Raw genomic sequence first — 24,816 nt, 5'->3', positions numbered from 1 at the left:
TGCTGGTGGCGGGTTTTATAAAATATTTTTATAGATGCCCAACCGGAAAGGTTAAAATTATATTAACTAAAAAAAATCCGTTCATCCCGTGAACACATTTCATAATAAACACACAAATCGTTAACTATCAAATACTTGTATCTTTTTAACATTACACTGTACAATATTAGTTTGCTGATGTTAAAAAAAAATTACCTTCACCCGCTCATTAGGTACCCGCTGAAGGTGTTTTTTAAACCAAATGGCTCAAAATTTGTTATTTGAGAGCACCGTGAAGTGTGGCAACACATCAATCATTTAAAAGTTAATTGCATAATATGGCACTTAAGAAGGAAATAGAAGAAATCATTGAGCCAAAAGATATTTTCGTTGGAAGTAAAACTGCCCCTGTAACCCTGATGGAATTTGGCGAATACGAAAGCGAAGAATGCGCTAAAGCCAATGAAGTGGTAAAACAGATCCTTGAGCACTACGATGGTAAAGTAAAATTCAACTTTCGTCACTTTCCCCAAACCCGTATACACCAGCGCAGCCTGAAAGCAGGCGAGGCGGCTATTGCTGCTGCCCAGGAAGGTAAATTCTGGGAAATGCACAATGTATTATTTGAAAACCGCCGTAACCTGGGTACCACCAGTTTAAAGTTACACTCCAAAGAAGCCGGTGTAAAAAGCAAGAACTTTTTAGACAACCTGGTAAATGGTGTGTTTGGCTGGCAGGTTCAGGACGACCTGAAAGAAGGTATTGACCGTGGTGTAAAAGAAATACCTGCGTTTTTCATTAACAACGAACCTTTAAAAGGTAAAGCCACTTATGCCAATATCAGTGCGGCTATTGAGGAGGCATTGAAAAAAACAAAGAAAAAAGCGCCTGCCAAACAACGGGCCTGATAATACTATATTATTATAAAAATCCCGGCCTGTACCAGTGCCGGGATTTTTTTGTTACCAGCTGCAGTGCCGGTGGCATCGTCCCTTGCGTCGCACACTTCAGCTGCAGGAATACTATTGGGCTTTTTCATTCCGTACCGGCTGTACAGCGGGCAAAATCCTTTTCTTTTTCCAAATAAGCCATATAATTCTCAAAACCGTCAGATACCTTTGCACCTAAACCAATTACCGGGATGCGGAAAAAAATAAAGCGCTGGATCATTGTATTGCTGTTCATATATATAGCTATTGGCGCTGTATTGTATTTTGTACAGGAAAAGCTGCTATTTAAACCTGAGGCGCTCCCAGCCAGCCATGTATTTGCATTTAAACAACCTTTTGAGGAAGTGAACCTGGCCGTAAATGCACAAAAGAATATCAATATCATCAAATTCACCGTGGCCGACAGTGTACGCAAAGGCCTGGTATTATATTTTCACGGCAACCGTTCCAACGTAACACATTATGCCGACAGGGCAAACGATTTTACCAATAACGGGTATGAAGTGTGGATGGCCGATTACCCGGGTTTTGGTAAAAGCACGGGTACTATTTCCGAACAAGCTTTGTATGCTGATGCCATGATGCTCTATCAAATGGCCCGGGCACAATTCAGTAAAGACAGTATTATACTATATGGCCGTTCCCTGGGCAGCGGCATTGCCGCCCAACTGGCTTCGGTAAGGGATTGTAAACAGCTGGTATTGGAAACTCCTTATTACAGTATGGACCGTTTGATGAGCAATTACACCCTTATCTATCCTATCAGCTGGATATCCGATTATCACCTGCCCACCCATACCTACTTAAAAGAAGTGATTGCACAGGTTACTGTTTTTCATGGGACCAATGACGGGTTAGTTCCCTATCGTCATGCCAAACAACTGAAAGCCGGTCACCCCAATATACACCTGGTTACTATTGAAAAGGGGGAGCATAATAACCTGAATGATTTTCCGGCATACAAACAAACCTTACAAACCATTTTACAATAAAATACCGCCTCACATTCCACTCACAACCAAACCACCACGCATGCGTTTTATTTTTTCATTACTGTTAACCACTGTTCTGTTTACCATTACTGCCAAATCACAAATTGATACTATACAGTACAATGTTTGGGCCACACAGGTAAGTAAAGAATTCTCCCAGCATATTACCGTTAAAGGAGCTGATCTGCAAAAACTGGCCATTAACAATTTAGGCGAGTATATGAAAAACAGGACCATTTTTGCCGATGGTAATAATGATACTATTTATTATTTCGTAAACGGCTTCCCCCACCCTGCGGGGCACATGATCAATATTCATGATATTGAGGAGCTGACAATCCTGTTTAACCCGATCTTCAGTATCGATAACCGGCGGCCCGATAAACTTACCGTGTTGGTAAAAACCTATACCCCTTCAGAGAAAACACAGGTAGTATTTAATACGCAGGTAAATGGATTAAGACTGGACCTACCTTATGTTTATGGACCCGATAAACAAAAAGGATTTTTTCAGCAGCACTATCTTTCTGTAGCAGGTACAGGCAAAAAAATCATGTATGGTGCCAGTCTTACCTATGCACCAACAGACTACAACCGAAAACAGTACCAGGACGTTGACGATAATAAGACCATTTTCCGGGCCTGGGGAGAATACCATTTCAATCAAAAAAATACACTGGCTCTTTCTGTCACCAATAGTTCGGGCAAAAATAAAGGTCTCGATAGTTTACAAATAGTTCAGCAACACAGGATAAAAACAAACGCTACTTTTTTCAATCTGAATTACCAGGGCAATTTCACCAAACATCTTACCAATAATTTTTCTGCGCAGTACACAGCTTTTAATCAAAAAGCAAATATATCGGGCTACCAGGCATTCATTATGCCCGGTTATACAAGGAGCAATCATTTTATAAACAGCGACACCTCCAAAAGCCGGGTATTAGAGATCGCCAATCATTTACAATATAGTATTAAACTCAAGGACATAAGGTTACAGCCAGGACTCTCGGTTTTGTATTATGATCAGCAATTGAATTATGATAACCACGGGGCTTCCAGTACTATTGAATATAGGCCATCCTACCCTGACAATCCTTATATACTCGCGGCCTCTGCACAGGCCACCTGGTTTGACGTAAAAACAAAATACTTCAACTTTATTCCGAATATCATGATCCACCTGGCAAACAGGGTATTCCTGCAAGGCGGTGTTAACATTCATTCAACTACCGATTTTAACCATACACGGTCAAACTTCTTTATCACCTCTTCTGTTAACCTGGCAAAAATACTGGCCCTGGAAAAAAATATTGACTGGCGTATTTTCGGCACTTACGGTAATAATAATGTTGACGAACTGAAAAGGGAACTGGCATACAAAAGCACTTTTTTTGACAGTCTTAAAACGAAAAGTTTTTATACCGGTACTACGGTAACTTTAAAGAGGACCAATATAATTATCAACTATGCCTTCCAGCAAAACAAACTGGATTATACCGGTTATTTTGTATCCCCGTATAACCCAACCCAGATACTACCGACCGATAAAGTAAAACATTTCACCCATTTACTTACCATTGCGGCACCGTCTTTGACTTATGGTGCATTCACCTTTAATACCAGTATCATAGTTCGCAGCAGTAAAAGAAAAGAAGCAGCAAAAGAATACTACCCCAACATCATTTTTTATATCCCGGCAAGGATCATACAACAAAATGGAGCAGGCTTAAACACCAGGATAGGTTATAAAAAAACAAGTTTGGGCATTGACCTGACCTATCGTAAAACAAATTATACCCAAAAGCTGAGTAATGGCACTGATAACAGGAATGCATACCCCGAATTTCAAAGCAGTTTCTTCATAGCTCATACACTTGACATCCGTAACAAAGCTTTAAACCTGTTTGTAAATATGTACCATGATAAAATAACTTATATCAGTAATACCGATAGTAAAAGATTACTTTATGGAGGCGGGCTGAGGTTAACTTTATAACCCGGCCTCTATCCCAATTACATTACTGGCTTTATTCTTTACAATTTTTTCCGGTATTGTGGCCAGTATCTCGTTTTTCAATACGTCTATCAGGCTCTTTTTTACAAAATTGCGGTGTACCACCAGGCTTACTTCCCGCATGGGAGCAGGCTTTTTAAAATGCCTCACCAGTTGTGTCTGTCTTTGCGGCATATCCAGGGTGGCCAGTTCGGGAATAATGGTAATACCATCATTCATCTCCACCATGCGGCGCAGGGTTTCTATACTGCCCGCCTCGTAATCAAACTGGCTCGATTCCTTACTGATCTTTTGCAGCTCGCATAAATTGGCTATCTGCGAACGGAAACAATGCCCCTCTTCCAGTATCCAGAGTTTATTGGGATCAATATCCTGCGGCAATACATAGGTTTTCTGGTACACTTTGTTTTTACGGGATACATATACCATCAGCTCTTCGTAAAACAATACCAGTTCCTTGATCCCCGGTTCCTGTAACGGCGTTACCAGTATGCCTGCATCTATCTTTCCTTCACGCAAACGGGTAACGATCAGTTCCGTCATCATCTCGTGTACCACCAGTCTCACCTCGGGATATTTTTTGGTAAAGGGTTGCACAAAGAGGGGTAATAAATAAGGAGCCAGGGTAGGAATGATGCCGATCCGCAGTTCGCCGGTCACGGTCCTTTTTTTATGTTGAATATTCTCCAGCAGGTTATTCTTCTGAGCAATGATCATGCGGGCCTGTTCAATAATTTCAATACCCGCTTCGGTAGGCACGACCGGCTGTTTACTGCGGTCAAAGATCTTTACATCCAGCTCTTCTTCCAGTTTTTGTATCTGCATACTCAGGGTAGGCTGGGTTACAAAACAATTTTCGGCCGCGGTAGCAAAATGACGCCAGGTATCCACCGCCACAATATATTCCAGTTGCACAAAGGTCATCTGATAGATTTTAACTATAAAAGTATAAAATTAATCAATTTGATTTATTAAATCCATTGTCACAAATTTGTAATCCAATGAAAAATTGATTATCTTTTGAAGTCTAACAGCATCACTGATAACTGTTCATATAGATATAACCAATCGATCATTTTTAATTCATATTCATAAACTATTTTAAGACGATTGTTCACATTTTAGCAAAACTCATTAACAATGGAAAAAAATCCGAACGACATCAGCAAATGCCCTTTTCACAATGGTACCTTGGGCAAGAAAGTAAATGTGGCAGGCAATGGCACACAAAACCAGGACTGGTGGCCTAACCAGCTGAAAGTAGGTATTCTTCGTCAGAACTCCTCCTTATCAGACCCGATGGATAAGGGCTTTAATTATGCAGAAGCATTTAAAAGTCTTGACCTGGCAGCTTTAAAGAAAGACCTGCATGCATTAATGACCGATTCACAGGATTGGTGGCCCGCCGACTTTGGTCATTATGGCCCTTTATTTATCCGTATGGCCTGGCATAGTGCCGGTACTTACCGTATTGCCGACGGACGTGGCGGTGCAGGCGCCGGTCAGCAACGTTTTGCTCCCTTGAACAGCTGGCCCGATAATGTGAGCCTGGATAAGGCCCGCCGTTTGTTATGGCCCATTAAACAGAAATATGGTAATAAAATATCCTGGGCCGACCTCATGATCCTTACCGGGAATGTAGCCCTGGAATCGATGGGTTTTAAAACCTTTGGTTTTGCAGGTGGCCGTGAAGATGTATGGGAGCCCGAACAGGATGTATACTGGGGTTCGGAAAAAACCTGGCTAGGCGGTGATATCCGTTATGCCAGCGGCTCAGAAGGCGTGGAAAAACCCGGTGGCGTTGTCTCTTCCGATGATGATGCTGACGGACAGATACATACCCGCAACCTGGAAAAACCTTTAGCGGCCGTGCAAATGGGACTTATTTATGTAAACCCCGAAGGGCCTGATGGTAACCCCGACCCTATTGCCGCAGCCCGCGATATACGCGAGACCTTTAAACGTATGGCTATGGACGATGAGGAGACCGTTGCACTGATCGCAGGCGGTCATACTTTTGGTAAAACCCACGGAGCCGCTCCTTCCTCGCATGTAGGCCCCGAACCTGAAGCAGCCGGCATTGAACAACAGGGATTGGGCTGGCATAACAGCTATGGCAGCGGTAAAGGTGGCGATACCATTACCAGCGGACTGGAAGTAACCTGGACCAGCACGCCTACCAAATGGAGCAATAACTTTTTCTGGAATTTATTTGGTTACGAGTGGGAACTGACCAAGAGCCCCGCCGGTGCCCACCAATGGATACCTAAACATGGAGCAGGCGCCAATAGCGTACCTGATGCACATGATAAAGAGAAACGTCATACGCCGAGTATGTTAACCACCGACCTTGCTTTAAGGTTTGACCCGGTTTATGAAAAAATATCCCGGCGTTTTTATGAGAACCCGGATGAATTTGCCGATGCTTTTGCCCGTGCCTGGTTTAAATTAACGCACCGCGATATGGGACCCCGTTCCCGTTATTTGGGCGCTGAAGTACCGGGAGAAGTATTGATATGGCAGGACCCCGTTCCCGCTGTTGACCATGCCCTGGTGAATGAAGCCGATATAAAAGCATTAAAAACAACGGTATCAAATTCCGGTTTATCAGTAGCCGAGTTGGTTTCTACCGCATGGGCTTCCGCTTCTACCTTCCGAGGCTCCGACAAACGCGGCGGCGCCAATGGTGCCCGTATCCGTTTAGCGCCACAAAAATACTGGGCCGCAAACAACCCAACACAATTGTCGAAGGTACTGGACGTGCTTGAAAAAATTCAGCAGGAGTTTAATACTAACCAGGCCGGTGGTAAAAAAATATCCCTGGCCGACCTGATCGTGCTGGCCGGATCGGCTGCTGTAGAAAAAGCGGCCCTGGATGCAGGTGAAGCGGTAACCGTACCCTTTACCCCTGGCAGAACCGATGCCACGCAGGAACAGACCGATGTGGAATCCTTTGCCGTACTGGAGCCTATTGCCGATGGTTTCCGTAATTATTTAAAAACAAAATACAGCGTTCCCACTGAAGCCTTATTAATTGATAAAGCACAATTATTAACCCTGACCGCTCCGGAATTAACAGTACTGGTAGGCGGTATGCGTGCCCTGAATGCCAATTTTGACAATTCGAAACACGGTATATTCACCCAACAGCCGGGTGTACTGACCAATGATTTCTTTGTGAATTTACTGGATATGAATACCAGTTGGAAAGCAACTTCCGATCAAAAGGAAATATTTGAAGGGACCGACCGTAAAACCGGCGAGTTAAAATGGACAGCTACCCGAGCCGACCTTGTATTTGGATCGAACTCCGAGTTAAGAGCCGTAGCCGAAGTGTATGCCAGCGCCGATGCCAAACAAAAATTTGTGAATGACTTTGTTGCTGCCTGGACCAAGGTAATGAACCTGGACCGTTTTGACCTGGTTTAATATCCCGGGGCAGCTTTGTTCTTTCACACAGCCCTCATAACCCAAACTTTTTAGGTTATGGTTTTGTGTAACCGTTCCGCCAGCCGGAACGGTTTTTTTTATGGATATTACCATAAATGGCGGAAGAGGCAGCAGCGCAGAGGTTTTACACAGAGGTATGATTAATACAGTGTTTGCATTACAAATGTTTCCGTCATAGGTTTAGTTTTACTATTCCTCCAGGGTTACTTTTGCTTTGGTTACTTTCAGTTTGTAGCCCACGCCTATTTTTAATGCATAGTTACGTTCGGTATGACTTACCGGGAAATGATAACAAACCGGGTAATCGTATTCGGCTACAATTTCCGCAATGGTTTCATAGATGGTTTTACCGAAAGGACGGGTAGTATCTTTTACATCATCAAACTCTCCGATGATCAGTCCGGCCAGGTGTTTTAACTTGCCGCTGCGTTTTAACTGGTGCATCATACGATCAATACTGTAAATATATTCACCAATATCCTCGATAAACAGGATACGTCCCTTGGTCTTTAGTTCCGAGTCGGTACCAATGCCATGCACCAGCAAGGCCAGGTTACCTCCCACCAACTCGCCAACACCTTCGCCTTGCCTGTTCAGTTCATGTGCATCACAACTATACTTAGCCCACTTGCCTTCCAGGGCATGGCGTAAGGATTGTACATACCGGTTAATATACCCGGCATCATTAAAAGCCGCCGCCATCGGTGAATGCAGGGAGGAAATATAGTAGTTGCTGTAGAGATGGGTATGAAAAAGAGTGATATCGCTGTACCCGATAACCCATTTGGGATTCTTCTTAAACTTTTTAAAATTGATCTTATCAATAAGATGGGTCATGCCATAGCCGCCACGGCCACATAACACTGCCTGCACTTCATCATCGTCCAGCATCTGCTGAAAATCGGCCAGTCTTTCTTCTTCGGTACCGGAGAAATAAGTTTCGGAACTACCTCCAAGGGTTTTACCAACCTTTACTTTATAGCCCCAATCTTCCTGCAACACACGAATACATTCGGCTGCCTTTTCAGCATCCATATAACCTGAAGGACAAACAATGCCAATAGTATCTCCGGAATTTAAGTAAGGCGGCGTTTTTATCATCTGACGAAATATTTTAATCTGGAATAAGGATATAAATATATACATGAATATTGAAACTACCGTGACTTACAGTATGATCTTATCGTAAATACCCGCTTATAAAACTACCAGTTTGTGGTATTGACTTGGGTGAACAAAGCATATACCTTTATTGTACATTAAACCTTATTTACCATTATTCGCTTTGCTCATCCACCTCCGGAGCATTACCTGTAATTAAACAAAACACATATCATATTGCTTTGTCATCAGCTATGACAAAAATTTGCTATCCGGGCAGGCTATTGCCGGCGCTATTGTTCTTTGCGTTAATAAGAGCTTTATTAATTAAACCTTAGTTTTATGATTGAAAATGTAAAAAAACTATCCAAACCGGGTAGTAAAACGATCAGGGTTACTGTACCCGCCAGTGCTGCTTTTAACCTGGAATCGATGAACAAAATTACGGCCGAAGTATTAGGCAAACTGGGATGCCCCGGTTGCCACTCCGGCTTTGATATCCGTTTTGATTTTGAAAGACGGTTTGTCTTTGACGAAAAATTACAATTACGTTTTTAACCCGGTAAATACCAAGAAAAATGAACATTCCCGAATTGGGTGTGGGGATCATTTATTTTTCCGGGTTTGAACAAACCATAGCAGCCAACCCGGATCTTATCCAAGTGATAGAAATTGAACCCCAGACCTTCTGGTACCGTTTAAATAACGGGTTGGCTGCTTATGCTTATGACGAAGCCAGTGTAAACTATTTACAAAGTTTGCAAAAGCCTGTTTTATTTCATGGCGTGGGTTATCCTGTTGCCGGCAGCATTGCACCGGACAATATACACCTGGATTGTTTGCATCAAATGATGGACCGGTTACACCCGGTGACCATGAGCGAACATTTAAGTTTTAATACCCTGGCACTTAACGGAACTAATTATAATACCAACTTTTTATTACCGCCTCTGCAAACGGAAGCCGGTATAACAACTGCCGTAAACGGTATTAAAAACTACAAACAACATTTTGATATTCCCTTTTTGTTTGAAACAGGTGTGAATTACCTGGCACCACAACCATTTGAATTACCCGACGGGTATTTTGTTAATGAAATAGCCGGGCAGGCCAATTGTAATATATTACTGGATGTACATAATATACTGGCCAATGAAAAAAACGGCCGTCAGAAAGTAAAAGATTATGTAAGACAACTTTCGCATGAACGGGTAACACAGATACACCTGGCGGGTGGCTTTTATTTTAATGGTTATTATTTGGATGCGCATTCAGGGCCATCCAGCGACGAAGTACTGGAACTGTTTGAAGCTATCGTAGTTCAGTTACCCAATTTAAAAGTGATCACTTTTGAAATGTTACCGGAGTATATTTCGCTGGTGCCGGCCAGAGATATTACCCTGCAACTGGAAAAGATGAATGCCATCTGGGATAAAAGAGGTAGTAAAAACAGAACCCATAAAGCAGCGCAACAACCGGTCATTGATACGGAACTGCCGGCTGTAAAGGAATGGGAGAATACCCTGGGCTTGCTGGCCATTAAAAGACCGGTTACAACAGGGAGCCCGCTTGCTGCAGCTTTACAGGCGGATAAAGGGTTAACCGTGATACAGGACCTCATTGAAAAATTCAAAGGATCCTTACTGGTAAGTGCTTTAAAACTATCCTGCCGGTATTTAATGCTGAGCATCGGGATGGATGCTTTCAATGCCCTGCTGCGGGATTTCTGGCAAACATCGGTTACAAAATTGTTTGCATCGGATAACGGGATTGATTTTGCGGATTATTTGTTAACACAGGAGACACTCATGGGTAACACAGTATTGAAGGAGTTGATTGTTTACGAAAAAGCATCCCTGCAATCCTTTACCGAAAACAAGACCATCGTGGTGAATATGAGTTATAACCCTTTGACCATGATCAGCCACCTGATTGAAAGAAAGATACCCGTTTTGATGGAGGAGCAGGATTATGAGATTGAAATTACCCCCGACCAGGGTATCAGCGACCAGATAAAGACCGTTTTTCATTCTTAACCCCTACCCTATATTTCTTTCAGACTTACTTCGCTGGCATTAACAATTAAGCGGTGCATAACCCCGCATTTAAGGGCATAGTTATTACGCTGGTGGCCCACGGGAAAATCGAAACAAACAGGATAGTTATATTGTTTTACCTTTTCCAGCACCACATCCTGTAAGGTTTTACCAAATTCATCATCACCCTCCTCTTTCTTTTCTTTAAAGCCGCCAACGATCAGTCCTTTCAGGTTTTCCAGTTTGCCGGAACGCTGCAGGTTCCAGAACATACGATCCATGCTGTACATATATTCACCGGTATCTTCCACAAATAATATTTTATTGTTGGTACGCAGATCCGAAGGAGAAGCGGCCAGTGATTCAATGGTTTTTAGGTTACCGCCTACCAGTACACCGCTTGCCGTACCGGACCTGTTGGCAGGATGAGGGGTAGCTTTATATTGCATGGTAATACCCGATAATGCCTGCTGGATGCTATTGATGGTATCTCTTTGTACCGTATCGGCATTGGCCCATACCGAAGGAAAGCTGTTGCACATTTTGGAATGAATGGAGGCTATACCCATATTACGGTTAATATGACAATGCAGTACCGTGATATCGCTAAAGCCAATGACCCATTTGGGCGATTGTTTAAAAGCTGTCCAGTTCAGCTGATCAACAATACGCACTGCACCATAACCGCCGCGGGCACATAACACCGCTTTTATATTTTTATCGTCCAGCATCTGCTGCAGGTCGTTCTTTCTTTCCTCATCGGTACCACCAAAGGTGAAGTTCCGTTTGCCAATGGTATCACCGATCTTTACGCGGTAGCCCCATAGTTCCAGTACCTGGATGGCCGGTTTAATTTCTTCGAGGGTAATATAACCCGCCGGGGAAGTAATGCCGATAGTATCACCTTTCTTGAGATAAGGAGGAATAATGGGCGCTGTAAGTTCCTCAGTACCGGTACCCACACTCGCGGCCAATGGCGAAACCGCTGCCAGTCCGGCGATGGCTCCTATATTTTGTATAAACCCCTTCCTTTTCATAGGCGGAAGATAACATATTGTTTGGTTTTTGAGCAATGCCCCGAATATGGTACTTTTGCAAACCAATTACGCCCGTTCAGCCTGCTGAAAAAGCACTAATTGGCAAAACAAGGTTTAAATAAATCTGTGCTTTACGCAAACGCCTTTCCGGGTTGTTAATTACCGGGAAACCCTTCGCAGGTAGCTGATCCGTGTTACTGTAGTTAAACGGAGCGTCGCAAGGGACGATGCTGGTAGTAATGCCGCTGATAAAATAATAAAAAATAATGCCGACACAACCGAAAAGATATCTGATCACTTCTGCCCTGCCCTATGCCAATGGTTTAAAACATGTGGGGCACCTGGCGGGCGCTTATATTCCTGCTGATATTTATGTACGTTACCTGCGGGCGCAGGAGCGTGATGTGGTATTTGTATGTGGCAGTGATGAACATGGAACAGCCATTCCCATACAGGCCATGAAGGAGCATACCACGCCACGTGCCATTATTGATAAGTATCATGCCGAGATGAAACAGGATTTTGCCGACCTGGGCATTTCATTTGATATTTACCACCGTACCAGCGAACCCCTGCACCACGAAACTGCACAGGAGTTTTTTACCTACCTGCACGAACGCGGTGAACTGGAAACAAAAGAAACAGAACAGTTTTTTGACGAAGCCACTAAAACTTTTTTAGCGGACCGTTTTATAAAAGGCACCTGCCCCAATTGCGGCAGCGACAGGGCTTTTGGCGACCAGTGTGAGAACTGTGGACGTACCCTGAGCCCCGATGAACTGATAAACCCTGTAAGTACTTTAAGCGGCGAGCCGCCGGTAAAAAAGAAAACCACGCATTGGTACCTGCCCCTGGGCAAACATGAAGATTTTTTAAGAAAGTGGATATTAGAAGACCATAAAGATGACTGGCGTGCTACCGTTGTAGGCCAGTGTAAAGGATGGATAGAAGGCGGCCTGCAATCACGCGCTGTAACCCGCGACCTGGATTGGGGCGTACAGGTACCCCTGCCCGATGCGGAAGGCAAAGTATTATATGTATGGTTTGATGCACCGATAGGTTATATCAGCGCCACCAAACAATGGGCCATTGATAATAATAAGGACTGGCAGCCTTACTGGCAGGATAAGGATACCAAACTGGTGCATTTTATTGGTAAGGATAATATTGTATTCCATTGTATCATATTCCCGATCATGTTACAACTGCATGGCAATATTTTACCGGAGAATGTACCTGCCAACGAGTTTTTGAACCTGGAAGGCGATAAAATGAGCACCAGCAGGAACTGGAAACTGGAGATGCGGGATTATATCAACGATTTTGTGAAACAACCCAATGGCGGTTCGCAATGTGTGGATATGTTACGTTATTACCTTACACAGATTGCGCCCGAGACAAAGGACAGTGAGTTTACCTGGAAAGGTTTCCAGGATGCGGTGAACAGCGAACTGGTAAATATATTCGGCAATTTTGTTAACCGCACTTTTGTACTGATGCATAAGCTGTGCGGCGGTAAAGTACCGCATTTACACAATGAAGTGCTTGACGAGGTTGACGAGCAGATGATCGGTGAGATCAAACTCAGTAAACGATTGGTAGAGACCTATATTGAAGAGTATAAATTCAGGGATGCTTTGTTTGAAGTAATTGACCTGAGCCGTAAGGGCAATCAGTATATGCAGAAAAAAGAGCCATGGATCGTGGCCAAACAACTGGCCGAAAACCCCGGGGCACAAAAAAGCATTGATAACTGTTTACATATCTGCTTACAACTGACGGCTAATTTATCGATACTGATCAACCCGTTTTTACCCAACACGGCGCAGAAGATGTTGCATATGATGAAAGTGGTGGATAAGATGCTGAACTGGTCAAACGCGGGTACCCTTAACCTTTTAAAACCAGGTTACCAGTTAAGAGCGCCTGAATTGCTGTTCCGTAAAATTGAAGAGGCGGAGATCACGGCCCAGGTAGAAAAATTAAAAGCAGGATTGGTGAAAGCGACCACCGCACCGGCACCGGCTGAAACAGCCAGCGCCCCGGCACCTGTAAAAGAAACCATACAGTACGATGATTTTGCCAAACTTGATTTCAGAGTAGGCACTATTATCAGCGCACAGAAAGTACCAAAGGCGGATAAGTTATTGCAGCTGGAAGTGAACCTTGGTTTTGAAGTAAGGACCATTGTATCCGGCATTGCCCTGCATTTTACCCCGGAGGAAATTATAAACAAACAGGTGGTGGTAGTGGCTAATTTAGCCCCCAGGAAAATGAGAGGCATAGAAAGTAACGGCATGATACTGATGGCAGAAAACGCCGATGGGAAACTGCATTTTGTAAACCCTGACGGAATAGTGAATAACGGGGCTACCGTTAATTAATTTATATTGACCTGACCTTTAAGGTTAACAGGAAGCAGGGTAAAATTGCTTTTTGTTAACCTTTTTTTATGCCCGGAGCCTATTGACAAAACATTTACTGATAAAACTTGTTTTTAAAACAAATAAGTAAGAGATTTATATATCGGGCCCTATCGTAGCAAATTCACCAGCTGAGGATTTTTAAGCATTGTTTATAGATTAAATAAGAAAGGTATAGCTACAGGTACACATAAATGGAAGAAACTACTTAAAATTTTGTCCTTCATTATCGGAGGACTTTTGGTGTTATTGATTTCCTTTCACTTCTGGTTCATCAACCACGCCGAAACTTTTATCGAGGACATGGTCTCCTCACAATCCAATGGCAAATTACACCTGAAAGTAAAAAAGTTCAAGTTCAATTGGTTCAGCAAACATATGGAGCTGGAAAATGCCCATTTTTTCTCTACCGATACCGCCACTAATAACACAGCCTACGACCTGGTAGTACAGAAAGTAAAACTTTCGGTAAAAGGGGTATTACCTTTTTTAATTGATAAACAGTTACTGATAGATTCTTTATCGCTGATAAAGCCTGCCATTACCGTTACCCAGTTGCGCAGTAAACAAAGTAGCAGCGATACGGCCAGTACCCCGCTTTCCATTCCCCAGGAAATGGGTAAAGTGTATAACAGTATACAGGAAGCCCTGGATGTGCTGGACGTACGCATGTTTTACATGGAAAATGCCGCTTTTACTTTGCTGAATAATACCAGGCCCAATGAAATACCCCTGCATATTACCAATATCAACCTGCGGCTGAATAATATTTTTGTAAGCGGCAGGGATAGCCTGGCCAGTAAAAAAATACTTTTCAGTGATAACTTAACAGTTACCACCCATAAACAGAATATTCATTTCCCGGATGGACGGCATATTTTAAGCTTCAAGAATTTTGAGCTGGATGTACAGCATAAAATGGTGGAGTTTGACGAATGTACCATTGAGGCAACAGAGAGCGATAATAAGAAAAGTACGTTTGCCGTATTTTTTGAGAAACTGAAACTGACCAACCTGAATTTTGACAGCCTGTATCATAAAGAAATTATCCAGGCCGATTCGGTGTATTGTACCCGGCCCACTTTTAAACTGGATATTACCCTGCCGGGAAATAAAGATTCAGCTACTGCTCCGCAAATAGACAAACTTATCCAGCAGCTTACCGGTGATATTGCCCTCAAGAATGTGATCATCAAAGACGGCTCTTTTGATATCAGGACCGAGCGGAACGGGGTACCCAATACCTTTACCTCGGAGCATAATAATTTTGAGTTAAAAGGACTGAAGATATTACAGCATGCCCCCAAGCCCATTGCCATTGAACAGTTCAATATGGGTATCAGGAATTTTGAGAATTTTTTAAAGGACAGTACCTATAGTATCCAGTTTGACAGCATTTTGTTTTATAATAACCAGATCAATTTAAACAAGTTTGTTTACCATGAATTAAAGAACAATAAGCCCTTAAATACCATTAGTATGGACCGGTTTAGCCTGGATGGCTTATCCTGGGACCACCTGGTATTGGAGCGGGTAGTAAAGGCCGCCAATGTTACCCTGGTTAATCCGGTGATCCAGTATACCCTTCTGCCACAAAAAAAGTATAACAATAACACCATTTACGAAACTTTGGCAGGCTTAGGCAAACAGATGCAGTTACAACAGCTGCATATAAAGAACGGGCAGATAGAAGTTATACTGCCCGATAAAAGTAAGTTTAACCTGTACGGCGCTAATTTTTCTATTTTAGGCGAGAAGTTGGTACAGTCCACGAGAATAGCGGACATACAGGAGGCTTTGCAAACGGTATATTTTACCAGGGGTGTATATAAGAACGGCAATACCAGCATCCAGTTACAGGATATCCGTTTTTCCGGCACCGAGAATAAGTTGCTGGCAAAAACAGTCACTTACCAGGACAAGAGCGGTACCAATATAACAGCGGGTGATGTAAGCATTGATGCTTTTTCATTTGACGAGAAACTGAATAATATTGTCATCAACCAGCTTGGCTGGAGCAATGCCAGGGCCAGTATTATCAGCCATACACCACAACAGCAGCAAGCTATTAACCGCTTTGTTGTGCAGCAGGTAAGGGGTAATAATACACAGTTACACATGGTGAACAAGGGTTCCACTATCAATGCCTACCTGGACAAGATCAGCTGCAGCCGCATCAGCAATACGGGTCAGCAAAGCGGGCTTATCATTAACGGGCTGGTAACAAGCGGTAAAGACCTGTCCCTGTCCACTGCTGCGAATGAATTACGGATCGGCTTTTTTGATATTAAAGACGGGCAGGCTTCCACTGTAAGAGATATCAGTTTTTCCAATATAAGCCCGGACGATTCGCTGCTGGTACGCATACCTGAAATAAAATTAAATCCTGATATTAATGCCATACTGGCCCAAACCACTACGGCAAAAGATATTGTTATTACTGATCCGGTGCTGCGCTACTACCGTAAAAAAGAAAACAATGATGTATCGGTCAATCCCAAAATAAAATTCCCGGCCATCCGGGTGAATAACCTGCTCATCAATAACCCGCAGGTACATTATTACACGGTTACGGAGAATGGTACCACCTCCATTACCTGGCAGGACAGGGAAGCAAAAAGCAGGATACAGTTACAACATATACTGAGTAAGGACGGTCAGACCATAGAAATAGGTAATACTAACCTGGCCGCACAGGGCATAGCCGTGCTGACCGCCAATAAACACCTGCTTAAAAGTGATAACGGCTCTTTTGCCATTGAACTGGATAATACTTTGCTGACCGCTACCGAGACCGGCACCATAGAATGGGAAACACACCTGAAACATTTTACGGCAAATAAATTAGTATTTGACAGCCTGCAGGAAAATAAAACAGGCAGCCTGGTTATCAATAAGGCAAGGCTGAGCAATATTACCATCAAACCCCTGTACCTGTTACGTCCTTATGACCTGATCAGTAATAACGCTGATTTTTCTTTATCGGAAGTGACCGGCAGTTACCAGAATGACCTGAACCGGTTTAACTGGTATAATCTCCGGTACCAGAAAAGCAACAGCAGTTTTACCATTGACTCCTTTGCCTATTCACCTTTAATGAGCAGGGATGAATTTGTTAAACAATTGCAATACCAGGCAGATTACCTGCAGGCAAAAACAAAATCCATCCATATAGGGCCTTTTAACTGGGGACAGTATATAAAGGACAGCAGTTTTAACGTGGGTAGTATTGTGATCAATGACGGGTATATCAGCACTTTCCGCGATAAACGAATTCCCCGGCATGTGGGTGCTGTAAAACCATTACCGGTTGGGCGTTTGAAGAGCATTCCGATAAAACTTGCAGTGGACAGTATTACGCTACAAAATGGCCTGGTACAATACGAGGAGATCAATGAAAAAACCAATTCGGTAGGAAGAATTAATGTAAACCGGCTGAACAGTAAGATCTATAATGCCAGTAATTATGATCATACGGCAACAGACAGTTTATACATATATGCGCATGCCGACCTGGAAGAAGTAATTGCTACGGACCTGTATGTAGCCCAATCGTACAGGGACAGTGCCAGCGGTTTTTATATGACGGTGGATATGGGTGAGGCCGATTTAACAAGTATCAACCCTATTTTGGCATCGCTGGCCTCGGCTAAATTTAAATCGGGTAAGATAGACAGTCTGAAGATGCAGGTAACCGGCAATGATGATTATGCTTATGGCACCATGGATATGAAATATAAAAACATCCGTATCCAGTTATTTAAAAACGGTGATGAGCACAATAAGAATGTACTGACCCGGGTGCTCAGTTTTGTGGCCAATACCTTTGTGATCAAAAAGAACAATAAAAACAGGACGGGTATTGTATTCTTTGAGCGGTTAAAAGACCGGTCTTCGATAAACTATCTGGTAAAAACCACTTTAAACGGGGTGATCAACAGTACCGGGGCGACTTCAAAAAGCAAACAGCGTAAAAAATACAAGCGGGCTTTGAAAAAATGAGGACTTTTTCCTGGTCCTTCACTTTGCCATTTATCCCGGCCGGTTCTCTTCTTATAGCATTATCGTCCATTGATTTATGCGGGTTCCTGCAATCCGTCAATTTGCGAACTTATTCCAACAATTTTGGGCATTTTTTCCACATTTTGCAAAAAATATCGGCTTTTTGCGCTTTTGTGCAGGAATGATTGTATATTGGTGTAACAAAACGACTGTACTTTGTTAAAAAAAGAAAGACAAGCCTACATTTTACACCAGGTAAACCTTCATAATAAGGTATTATCTGCGACACTTTGCAAGGACATTGATGTATCGGAAGATACGATTCGCAGAGACCTGCAAGAACTTTCGGATGAAGGGAAGTTAATTAAGGTGCACGGTGGTGCGCTTTCACATTCCTTTAACGAAGTGCATTTTGCCAGCAACGGTGTTTACTCGCAAACGCATAAAAAAACGATCGCCGCCAAAGCGATCAGTATTATACACAATGGTATGTTCATTCTGACCAGTGGTGGAACAACCATTATTGAACTTGCCCGTTTTTTACCCCCCCAACTGAAAGCGACCTTTATTTCCGGCAGTATTCCCGTTATTCTGGAATACATGCGCCACCCGAACATTGAAGTGATCCTGATCGGTGACCGTTTATCAAAGAACTCGAAGATCACGGTAGGCCCTGAAGCGATTGCCAAAATAAGACAGGTAAAAGCCGACATTTGTTTCTTGGGTATCAATTCCATCGACGTATCACATGGTGTAACGGATAATGACTGGGAAGTGGTGCAATTAAAGAAAGCGATGATCGAATCATCGCAACATGTGGTATGTATGGCCATTGCTGAAAAGATCAATACTTTTCAGCCGATACAGGTTTGCGATATTAGTAAAATAGACACATTAATTACAGAACTCCCTGCTGATGATGCTTTGCTGAAGCCGTATGTTGATGCCGGCATAAAAGTTTTGTAATAGCAATTATTTTACCTAATATACATCTTCTTGCTACCCTATTTAAAGCTTCAATAAGTAATTATTGCAGGTATGTTTTTGCATGCGCTGTATAATTACGGCAACTATTTAAACTGCTTCATTTAATACAGACTAAAACAAAAACAGCTATGAGAAAAGCTCTCCCATTAGTAGCCATGCTACTGCTAATGCTTTTTTTGCTACCCCACTTTTCGTACGGGCAGGAAAAAACAATTAGCGGCAAGGTGCTTGCCGAAGACAAGTCGCCGCTGGCGAATGTGTCGATTCGGGTAAAAGGTACCCGGCGGATCACACAGACCGATGCAGCCGGCGATTTTAAAATTTCAGCCGCACCAGGCGAAACCTTACAGATTTCCTATGTAGGATTTGAATCCCAGGATGTGAAAGTAGGTGCTGACGGCAGCATCAGTATTACCTTAAAAGCCACATCAGGTGACCTGGGTGAGGTAGTGGTAACGGCTATGGATATTAAAAGAAATCCCCGGGAGTTAGGATATTCCGTTCAAAAAGTTAGCGGTGATGATATCGCCGAAACACAAAGGGAAAACTTTTTAAACAGCTTACAGGGACGTGTTGCGGGTCTTACCATCAGCCCGAGTTCGGGTTTAGCAGGTGCCTCTACCTCCATCGTTTTAAGGGGTTTTAACTCCCTCGCACTAAGCAACCAACCTTTATTTGTTATTGATGGTATTGTAATTGATAACCAGACTATAGACGAAAACTCTTACGGCGGCAGCGGTGTAGGAACACCGGACAGAACAGGTTTAACGGCCAATGTTAACCGTAATACAGACTATAATAACCGTATTTCAGATATTAACCCCAACGATATTGAAAGTGTAACTATCTTAAAAGGACCTGAGGCCACCGCTTTATATGGCAGTCAGGCAAGTTCGGGTGCTATCATTATTACTACCCGTAAAGCCAAGAGCAGTAAACTGGCTCTTCAATACGACAATAGCTTCAGGGCATCTAAACTTACCCGTTTCCAGGAAACACTGGATACCTACCAATCCGGTACCAACGGTGTAGCTTCCGGAACCTTCCGTGCATTTGGCCCGGCTTATCCGGCTGGTGCTGAAACATTCAACAATATTGATAACTTCTTTAAAACAGGCTTCGCCCAAACACATAATTTAGGTGCTGACTTTGGTTTTAAAAATTCATTGTTCAGGGTTACCGGTTCATTTTTTGACCAGGATGGTGTAGTACCGAACAACGCCTATAAACGTACTACCTTACGTGTTACCAATACTACCAAATTTGGTAAATTCCTAGACATTACGCCAACCTTTACCTACACCAATACGGATAACAAAAAAGTGTTGGGCAGTTTAGGCGGCTTTATGAACAGCTTACTGGTATGGCCCGCCTTTGATGATATCCGCCGTTTTTCTGATCCTAACGGTTTAAAAGAATCCATATTCCAGGAAAATATTGATAACCCCAATGCAGAGTTTGACAGCCCCTTATTCAATGTTAATTTTAACAAGAACAAGGATATGACCAAACGTTATACCACCAACCTGTCTGTTAATATTAACCCTACCGACTGGATCACCATTTCCGGCCGCTTTGGTTACGAACGATATAATACAGAAGGACACCTGCAATACCATCCCAATTCTTATTTCATTGCCGCTTCTGTAAGAGGACGCCAGGATAATTTCTGGAGAAAATATGAAGGTTATAACCATACCATTACCGGTACAGCCAGGAAAACATTCGGCAATTTTAATTTCCGTTTAATGGTAGGTACCATGTGGCAGGATTATAAAACCTCTATGTTCGCGGTTACCGGCGACCGGTTAGTAGATCCCAACAGAACAGACAGTAACAATACTGATCCTACTTCCAGGGTTCGTCTTTTAAGAAATGCTTTGGGAGAATATAACGTCTCTATCTTCCGCCAGTTTGCCACTTTTGGTGAGTTTGCCACTAACTGGAAGAATATGATCTTCCTTAACTATACGCACCGCTTTGAAGAGGCTTCTACCTTACCCAAACAGAACAGGAAATATAATTACCCGGGTGGTAGTCTGAGCTTTATACTGAGTGATATTTTCCCCGGTATGAAAGAGGGAGGTGTGATCGACTACTTCAAACTGAGAACATCATTGGCTTCAACGGCAAGGATCAACAGTCCTTATTCAACCCAATCAGTGTTCACCAACACTACTTCCAGCGGAGGCGGCTTTAACTATGGTTTTACCAGGGCCAATCCTTTCCTGGAGCCGGAGAAACAAAAAACTTATGAAGTAGGTACAGAATTACGGTTATTCAGGAACCTGATCACCGTTGATGCTGCATATTATAACACCCTGAATGAAGACCAGATCGTTGACGGTAACTTCAGGCTTAGCTATGCAACAGGTTTTGTGTTAAACTCATTGAACGTGGGTGCTACCAGGAACCAGGGCGTGGAAGTAACGCTGACTTCTAATGTGGTTAAGAAAAGAGATTTTGACTGGACCACTACTTTCAACTTTAATAAAATGTGGAACAAAGTGGAGTACCTTCCTGAAAATGTACCGGAATATTATATTGCAGATACCTGGATATTCCAGAATGCAAGGGCCGGTGTAATGAAAGGATATCCCACAACAACCATTACTGCTTATGGTTATTTAAGAAATAACCAGGGCCAGATCCTGATTGATAAAACAAATGGTTTACCCGTTTACGATCCTACCTTTAAAATCCGTGGCGACAGGAACCCTGATTTCACTATAGGCTGGGTTAATGCGCTTCGTTATAAAAACTGGCGTTTGAATTTTGTTTGGGACCTTAAAGTGGGTGGCGACATTTTTAATGCTACCAAAATGTTCCTGACCAACTATGGAAGAAGCCCGGTAACAGCCGACCGTTACACGCCCCGTGTGCTGGAAGGTGTTTTACAGGATGGTTTAGAAAATACAGCCACTCCAACCAAAAACACTATAGTAGTAATACCTGCTTACCAGGATAATTATTATACTTATCAATATATGCCGGAAGAAGCCTTTATTGAAAAAGATGTAAACTGGTTCCGCTTAAGAGATATTACGTTAAGCTATACGTTCCCTGCTAAAATTTCTAACGTTATAAAAGGGATAAAAAATCTTGGATTCTTTATTACCGGTAACGACCTGATTTTATTAACCAACTATACCGGCGGCGATCCCTTATCAAATGGTAATACGGCCGGTGCAAGGGGTGTAGGCTCGTTTGGTTTTGACTGGGGCAAGCTACCCGCTCCGATCAGCTGGAATTTTGGATTAAAAGCATCCTTTTAAACCTTAAAAAATTAACGAATGAAAAAGATATATTCCATTTGCCTGGCAGGTAGTTTACTGGTAGGGTTATTTACCAGTTCCTGCAGCAAGAAAATAGACGACGCCTACCTGAATCCCAACGCGGACGTTAAAAAACCAATAGAGGAATTACTGCCTAATATTATAGCCAATATGACCGCTAACTTTTCTGCCGCAGGCAGTGGTTACGGTACACAAAATGATATACTTTATATTGCCCGTTATGTACAATACTGGGCTACCAATACCACCAACAACCAGTATGACCGGATGGGACCTCAATCGCCCTTTTCCAATACATCAAGTGTAATGGGTGCTGTATGGGCAGCACATTACTTTGGCCAGGGGATGAATATAGAAAAAGTGATTGAATGGGGCACCGAAGAAAAGAAATGGGACTATGTGGGTGTGGTATATGCCATCAGGGCATGGAGCTGGCTTACATTAACCAATCTTCATGGAGAAGTGATTTTACATGATGCTTTTAAAGACCTGCTCACTTTCCGGTACGATCCTCAGTCGGAGGTATATGACAGGGTAAGGGCCGAATGCCATATGGCCCTGGATTATTTAAGCAGAACCGGCGACGGTGTAAGCCAGGCAAACCTTGCCAAAGGAGACGCCTATATGAATAATGGTGATGTTGAGAAATGGAAAAAATTCACCTATGCCGTACTGGCCCGTTCTTTCAATCACCTGACCAACAAATCCACTTATTCTGCCGACTCGGTAATTAAATATTGTAACCTGGCCAATATGACCAGTAACAATGATAACACCACCATGCGTTTTGCACAAACCGGTGTAAGCGCTACGTTCAATTACTTTGCAGCATTCCGTGGTAACTGTAATACACTTCGCCAGACAAGGTTTGCGGCCGAGCTTTTATCGGGCAAAAACCCGGCTTTAACCAACACGGCTACACCAATGGTAGATCCGAGAGCTCCTTACCTGATCAGGGAAAATGCCAATGGTACTTACCTGGGTGGAAGACCAACGAAAGGTGCAGACGGTTTGGTTGCAGCAGATCAGCCGGAAGGATACAATGGTCAGCCTTATACTACCACTACAGCCCCCGCTAATGATGCCGGCAGCAGGTACCTGTTTAAAAACGATGCAAAATTCCCTATTATTACTGCCAGCGAGGTACAGTTCATGAAAGCAGAAGCCTTATACAGAAAAGGGTTAAAAGGTCAGGCACTAGCCGCTTATACCTTAGGTGTAAATCTGAGTTTTGACCTGCTGGTAGCGGATTATGAAGGAAATGTTCCCGCGGCCAGGAGAATGAATGCCACCACGAGGGCAGCTTATTTTGCAGACCCTAATAATATTCCTACCGATGAGAATAATTTAACCTTATCGAAAATCATGTTACAAAAATATATTGCCCTGTTTATTCACGGTGCAATTGAAACATGGGTGGATCTGCGTCGTTACCATTATGCTGTTGACCAGGAAGGAGGCTTCCCCGTGTACAGGAATTTTGCTGTACCGGACAATGCTGATCTGTGGCCAACCAATAACTTCCTGCCGGTTCAAAGATGTTTGCCCCGTGGCGCTTCAGAAGCTTACAACCTGGCAGAGTTTAATAAAATAGGCGGTAACAGACCTGATTATCATACAATAGAACAATGGTTTTCAAAACCTGAATAATCTTTTAAACATCTATCTATGTCTAAAAAAATATTTAATATACAATATATCCTGGCGCTGGTTGCCGCACTCAGTTTCATAGGCTGTGCAAAGGACAATGGTGCGCCAAGAAGGGCAACCGAAAACATGGACCTGGGCAATAAGGCGATGATGCAGGCTTATATTGCCACCGTTAATGCCAGCCGTAACGCTATTTATGTTGACGGAGCCTTAACATCCGGCGCTGTAATAGCATCGGGAGGTGTTTTCCCAACAGCTTCTACGGCATATGCCTTTGCTTTAACAAGCGGGCTGCATACATTCCAGGTTCGCGATACCTTACGTACTGCGACTCAGGTACCTTTAACCTTTCCGGTTGATGTGATGCCTCAAAAAAATTATACGGTCTTTTTATATGATACCATTTCCACCCCCAAGCAAAAAGTTGTTGAAACCAAAATCAACACTACTGATGATGGAATGGCCAGGATAAGGATCGCTAATTTTGTTTACAGTAAAGTAGACCTTCCGGGTATTGATATTTACTCTGCTGTTCAGAAACAAAACATTGCCACCAATGTAAAGATCACTGATGTAACAGAGTTTATCCCATACCCGGCAAATGTAGTGGACACCTTTACTGTCCGGTTAACGGGCACCACTACTGACCTGGTAAATACCGGAACCGGTACTAACCAGTTTATAAGGGTAATACTTACGCCCCGAGCCAAAAGACATTACACTTTTGTATTCAGGGGCAGTTATACCAGCACAGCCAGTACCGCAGCACAAACAAGAATGTTCAGTTCGTTCATAAACTACTAATTCACAATAGTGCTTTAAAACAAAGCTTTTTACAAGAGGTTATCCTTCAGGGTAACCTCTTTTGTTTTTACACTTGATTTCATGTAAATACC

General features: G+C 43.0%; 15 protein-coding genes. 12 read left to right on the top strand and 3 right to left on the bottom strand.

Annotated elements, in window-relative coordinates; all coding sequences use genetic code 11:
* The first annotated feature begins 317 nt into the window (after positions 1-317).
* The 3 genes from ACFS6H_RS11570 to ACFS6H_RS11560 all read left to right on the top strand — a co-directional run bounded on the left by ACFS6H_RS11570 (position 318) and on the right by ACFS6H_RS11560 (position 3,920).
* Complete coding sequence (locus ACFS6H_RS11570; protein ID WP_386098535.1) at positions 318-887, top strand: DsbA family protein; 570 nt, start codon at positions 318-320, stop codon at positions 885-887.
* Positions 888-1,120: 233 nt separating this feature from the next.
* On the top strand, positions 1,121-1,921 hold the full coding sequence (locus ACFS6H_RS11565; RefSeq protein ID WP_386098532.1) for an alpha/beta hydrolase: 801 nt from the start codon (positions 1,121-1,123) through the stop codon (positions 1,919-1,921).
* 40 nt (positions 1,922-1,961) lie between these two features.
* Positions 1,962-3,920, top strand: a complete 1,959-nt coding sequence (locus tag ACFS6H_RS11560; protein ID WP_386098530.1) for a hypothetical protein — start codon at positions 1,962-1,964, stop codon at positions 3,918-3,920.
* On the opposite strand, the gene ACFS6H_RS11555 is transcribed toward ACFS6H_RS11560, so the two are convergent.
* Positions 3,915-4,862: a hydrogen peroxide-inducible genes activator gene (locus ACFS6H_RS11555; protein ID WP_386098528.1), complete on the bottom strand. Its 948-nt coding sequence runs from the start codon at positions 4,860-4,862 to the stop codon at positions 3,915-3,917. The genes ACFS6H_RS11560 and ACFS6H_RS11555 overlap by 6 nt on opposite strands.
* Positions 4,863-5,078: 216 nt before the next feature.
* Between ACFS6H_RS11555 and katG the strand changes: the two genes are divergently transcribed.
* Positions 5,079-7,367 (top strand): catalase/peroxidase HPI, encoded by a 2,289-nt coding sequence (katG, locus tag ACFS6H_RS11550; protein ID WP_386098526.1) that lies wholly within the window; start codon positions 5,079-5,081, stop codon positions 7,365-7,367.
* A gap of 210 nt (positions 7,368-7,577) precedes the next feature.
* On the opposite strand, the gene ACFS6H_RS11545 is transcribed toward katG, so the two are convergent.
* Positions 7,578-8,489: a S66 peptidase family protein gene (locus ACFS6H_RS11545; RefSeq protein ID WP_386098523.1), complete on the bottom strand. Its 912-nt coding sequence runs from the start codon at positions 8,487-8,489 to the stop codon at positions 7,578-7,580.
* Between the two features lie 342 nt (positions 8,490-8,831).
* Here ACFS6H_RS11545 and ACFS6H_RS11540 point away from each other — a divergent pair, with 342 nt between their 5' ends.
* Positions 8,832-9,047, top strand: coding sequence for a hypothetical protein (locus ACFS6H_RS11540; RefSeq protein ID WP_386098520.1), 216 nt, complete (start codon positions 8,832-8,834; stop codon positions 9,045-9,047).
* Positions 9,048-9,067: 20 nt separating this feature from the next.
* Positions 9,068-10,525 (top strand): DUF692 domain-containing protein, encoded by a 1,458-nt coding sequence (locus ACFS6H_RS11535; protein WP_386098517.1) that lies wholly within the window; start codon positions 9,068-9,070, stop codon positions 10,523-10,525.
* Between the two features lie 8 nt (positions 10,526-10,533).
* Here ACFS6H_RS11535 and ACFS6H_RS11530 read toward each other — a convergent pair whose 3' ends face one another.
* The gene (locus ACFS6H_RS11530) at positions 10,534-11,562 is read right to left on the bottom strand and encodes a S66 peptidase family protein (protein WP_386098514.1); all 1,029 of its coding nucleotides are present in this window, start codon (positions 11,560-11,562) and stop codon (positions 10,534-10,536) included.
* 266 nt (positions 11,563-11,828) lie between these two features.
* Here ACFS6H_RS11530 and metG point away from each other — a divergent pair, with 266 nt between their 5' ends.
* The 6 genes from metG to ACFS6H_RS11500 all read left to right on the top strand — a co-directional run bounded on the left by metG (position 11,829) and on the right by ACFS6H_RS11500 (position 24,724).
* A complete protein-coding gene (gene metG, locus ACFS6H_RS11525) occupies positions 11,829-13,946 on the top strand; it encodes a methionine--tRNA ligase (protein ID WP_386098511.1) in 2,118 nt (705 codons plus the stop codon).
* Between the two features lie 255 nt (positions 13,947-14,201).
* Positions 14,202-17,987 (top strand): hypothetical protein, encoded by a 3,786-nt coding sequence (locus ACFS6H_RS11520; RefSeq protein ID WP_386098508.1) that lies wholly within the window; start codon positions 14,202-14,204, stop codon positions 17,985-17,987.
* A 216-nt stretch (positions 17,988-18,203) separates the two neighbouring features.
* Entirely contained in the window at positions 18,204-18,953 is a 750-nt protein-coding gene (locus ACFS6H_RS11515) for a DeoR/GlpR family DNA-binding transcription regulator (protein WP_386098505.1), read from the top strand.
* A gap of 149 nt (positions 18,954-19,102) precedes the next feature.
* Positions 19,103-22,249, top strand: coding sequence for a SusC/RagA family TonB-linked outer membrane protein (locus ACFS6H_RS11510; RefSeq protein ID WP_386098502.1), 3,147 nt, complete (start codon positions 19,103-19,105; stop codon positions 22,247-22,249).
* An 18-nt stretch (positions 22,250-22,267) separates the two neighbouring features.
* Positions 22,268-23,920, top strand: a complete 1,653-nt coding sequence (locus ACFS6H_RS11505) for a SusD/RagB family nutrient-binding outer membrane lipoprotein (RefSeq protein WP_386098499.1) — start codon at positions 22,268-22,270, stop codon at positions 23,918-23,920.
* An 18-nt stretch (positions 23,921-23,938) separates the two neighbouring features.
* Positions 23,939-24,724, top strand: coding sequence for a hypothetical protein (locus tag ACFS6H_RS11500; RefSeq protein ID WP_386098496.1), 786 nt, complete (start codon positions 23,939-23,941; stop codon positions 24,722-24,724).
* Positions 24,725-24,816: the final 92 nt, after the last annotated feature.

The organism is Terrimonas rubra, assembly GCF_042686025.1.
In the GTDB taxonomy this organism is placed as follows: domain Bacteria; phylum Bacteroidota; class Bacteroidia; order Chitinophagales; family Chitinophagaceae; genus Terrimonas; species Terrimonas rubra.
The sequence above is the reverse complement of the archived record's forward strand: the minus strand, read 5'-3'. Positions and strand labels throughout refer to the sequence as shown.

What these genes read in the sequence shown, in the direction of transcription:
- ACFS6H_RS11570 (WP_386098535.1), top strand. Translation starts at nt 318, where the DNA reads ATGGCACTTAAGAAGGAAATAGAAGAAATCATTGAGCCAAAAGATATT.
- ACFS6H_RS11565 (WP_386098532.1), top strand. Translation starts at nt 1,121, where the DNA reads ATGCGGAAAAAAATAAAGCGCTGGATCATTGTATTGCTGTTCATATAT.
- ACFS6H_RS11560 (WP_386098530.1), top strand. Translation starts at nt 1,962, where the DNA reads ATGCGTTTTATTTTTTCATTACTGTTAACCACTGTTCTGTTTACCATT.
- ACFS6H_RS11555 (WP_386098528.1), bottom strand. Translation starts at nt 4,862, where the DNA reads ATGACCTTTGTGCAACTGGAATATATTGTGGCGGTGGATACCTGGCGT.
- katG (WP_386098526.1), top strand. Translation starts at nt 5,079, where the DNA reads ATGGAAAAAAATCCGAACGACATCAGCAAATGCCCTTTTCACAATGGT.
- ACFS6H_RS11545 (WP_386098523.1), bottom strand. Translation starts at nt 8,489, where the DNA reads ATGATAAAAACGCCGCCTTACTTAAATTCCGGAGATACTATTGGCATT.
- ACFS6H_RS11540 (WP_386098520.1), top strand. Translation starts at nt 8,832, where the DNA reads ATGATTGAAAATGTAAAAAAACTATCCAAACCGGGTAGTAAAACGATC.
- ACFS6H_RS11535 (WP_386098517.1), top strand. Translation starts at nt 9,068, where the DNA reads ATGAACATTCCCGAATTGGGTGTGGGGATCATTTATTTTTCCGGGTTT.
- ACFS6H_RS11530 (WP_386098514.1), bottom strand. Translation starts at nt 11,562, where the DNA reads ATGAAAAGGAAGGGGTTTATACAAAATATAGGAGCCATCGCCGGACTG.
- metG (WP_386098511.1), top strand. Translation starts at nt 11,829, where the DNA reads ATGCCGACACAACCGAAAAGATATCTGATCACTTCTGCCCTGCCCTAT.
- ACFS6H_RS11510 (WP_386098502.1), top strand. Translation starts at nt 19,103, where the DNA reads ATGAGAAAAGCTCTCCCATTAGTAGCCATGCTACTGCTAATGCTTTTT.
- ACFS6H_RS11505 (WP_386098499.1), top strand. Translation starts at nt 22,268, where the DNA reads ATGAAAAAGATATATTCCATTTGCCTGGCAGGTAGTTTACTGGTAGGG.
- ACFS6H_RS11500 (WP_386098496.1), top strand. Translation starts at nt 23,939, where the DNA reads ATGTCTAAAAAAATATTTAATATACAATATATCCTGGCGCTGGTTGCC.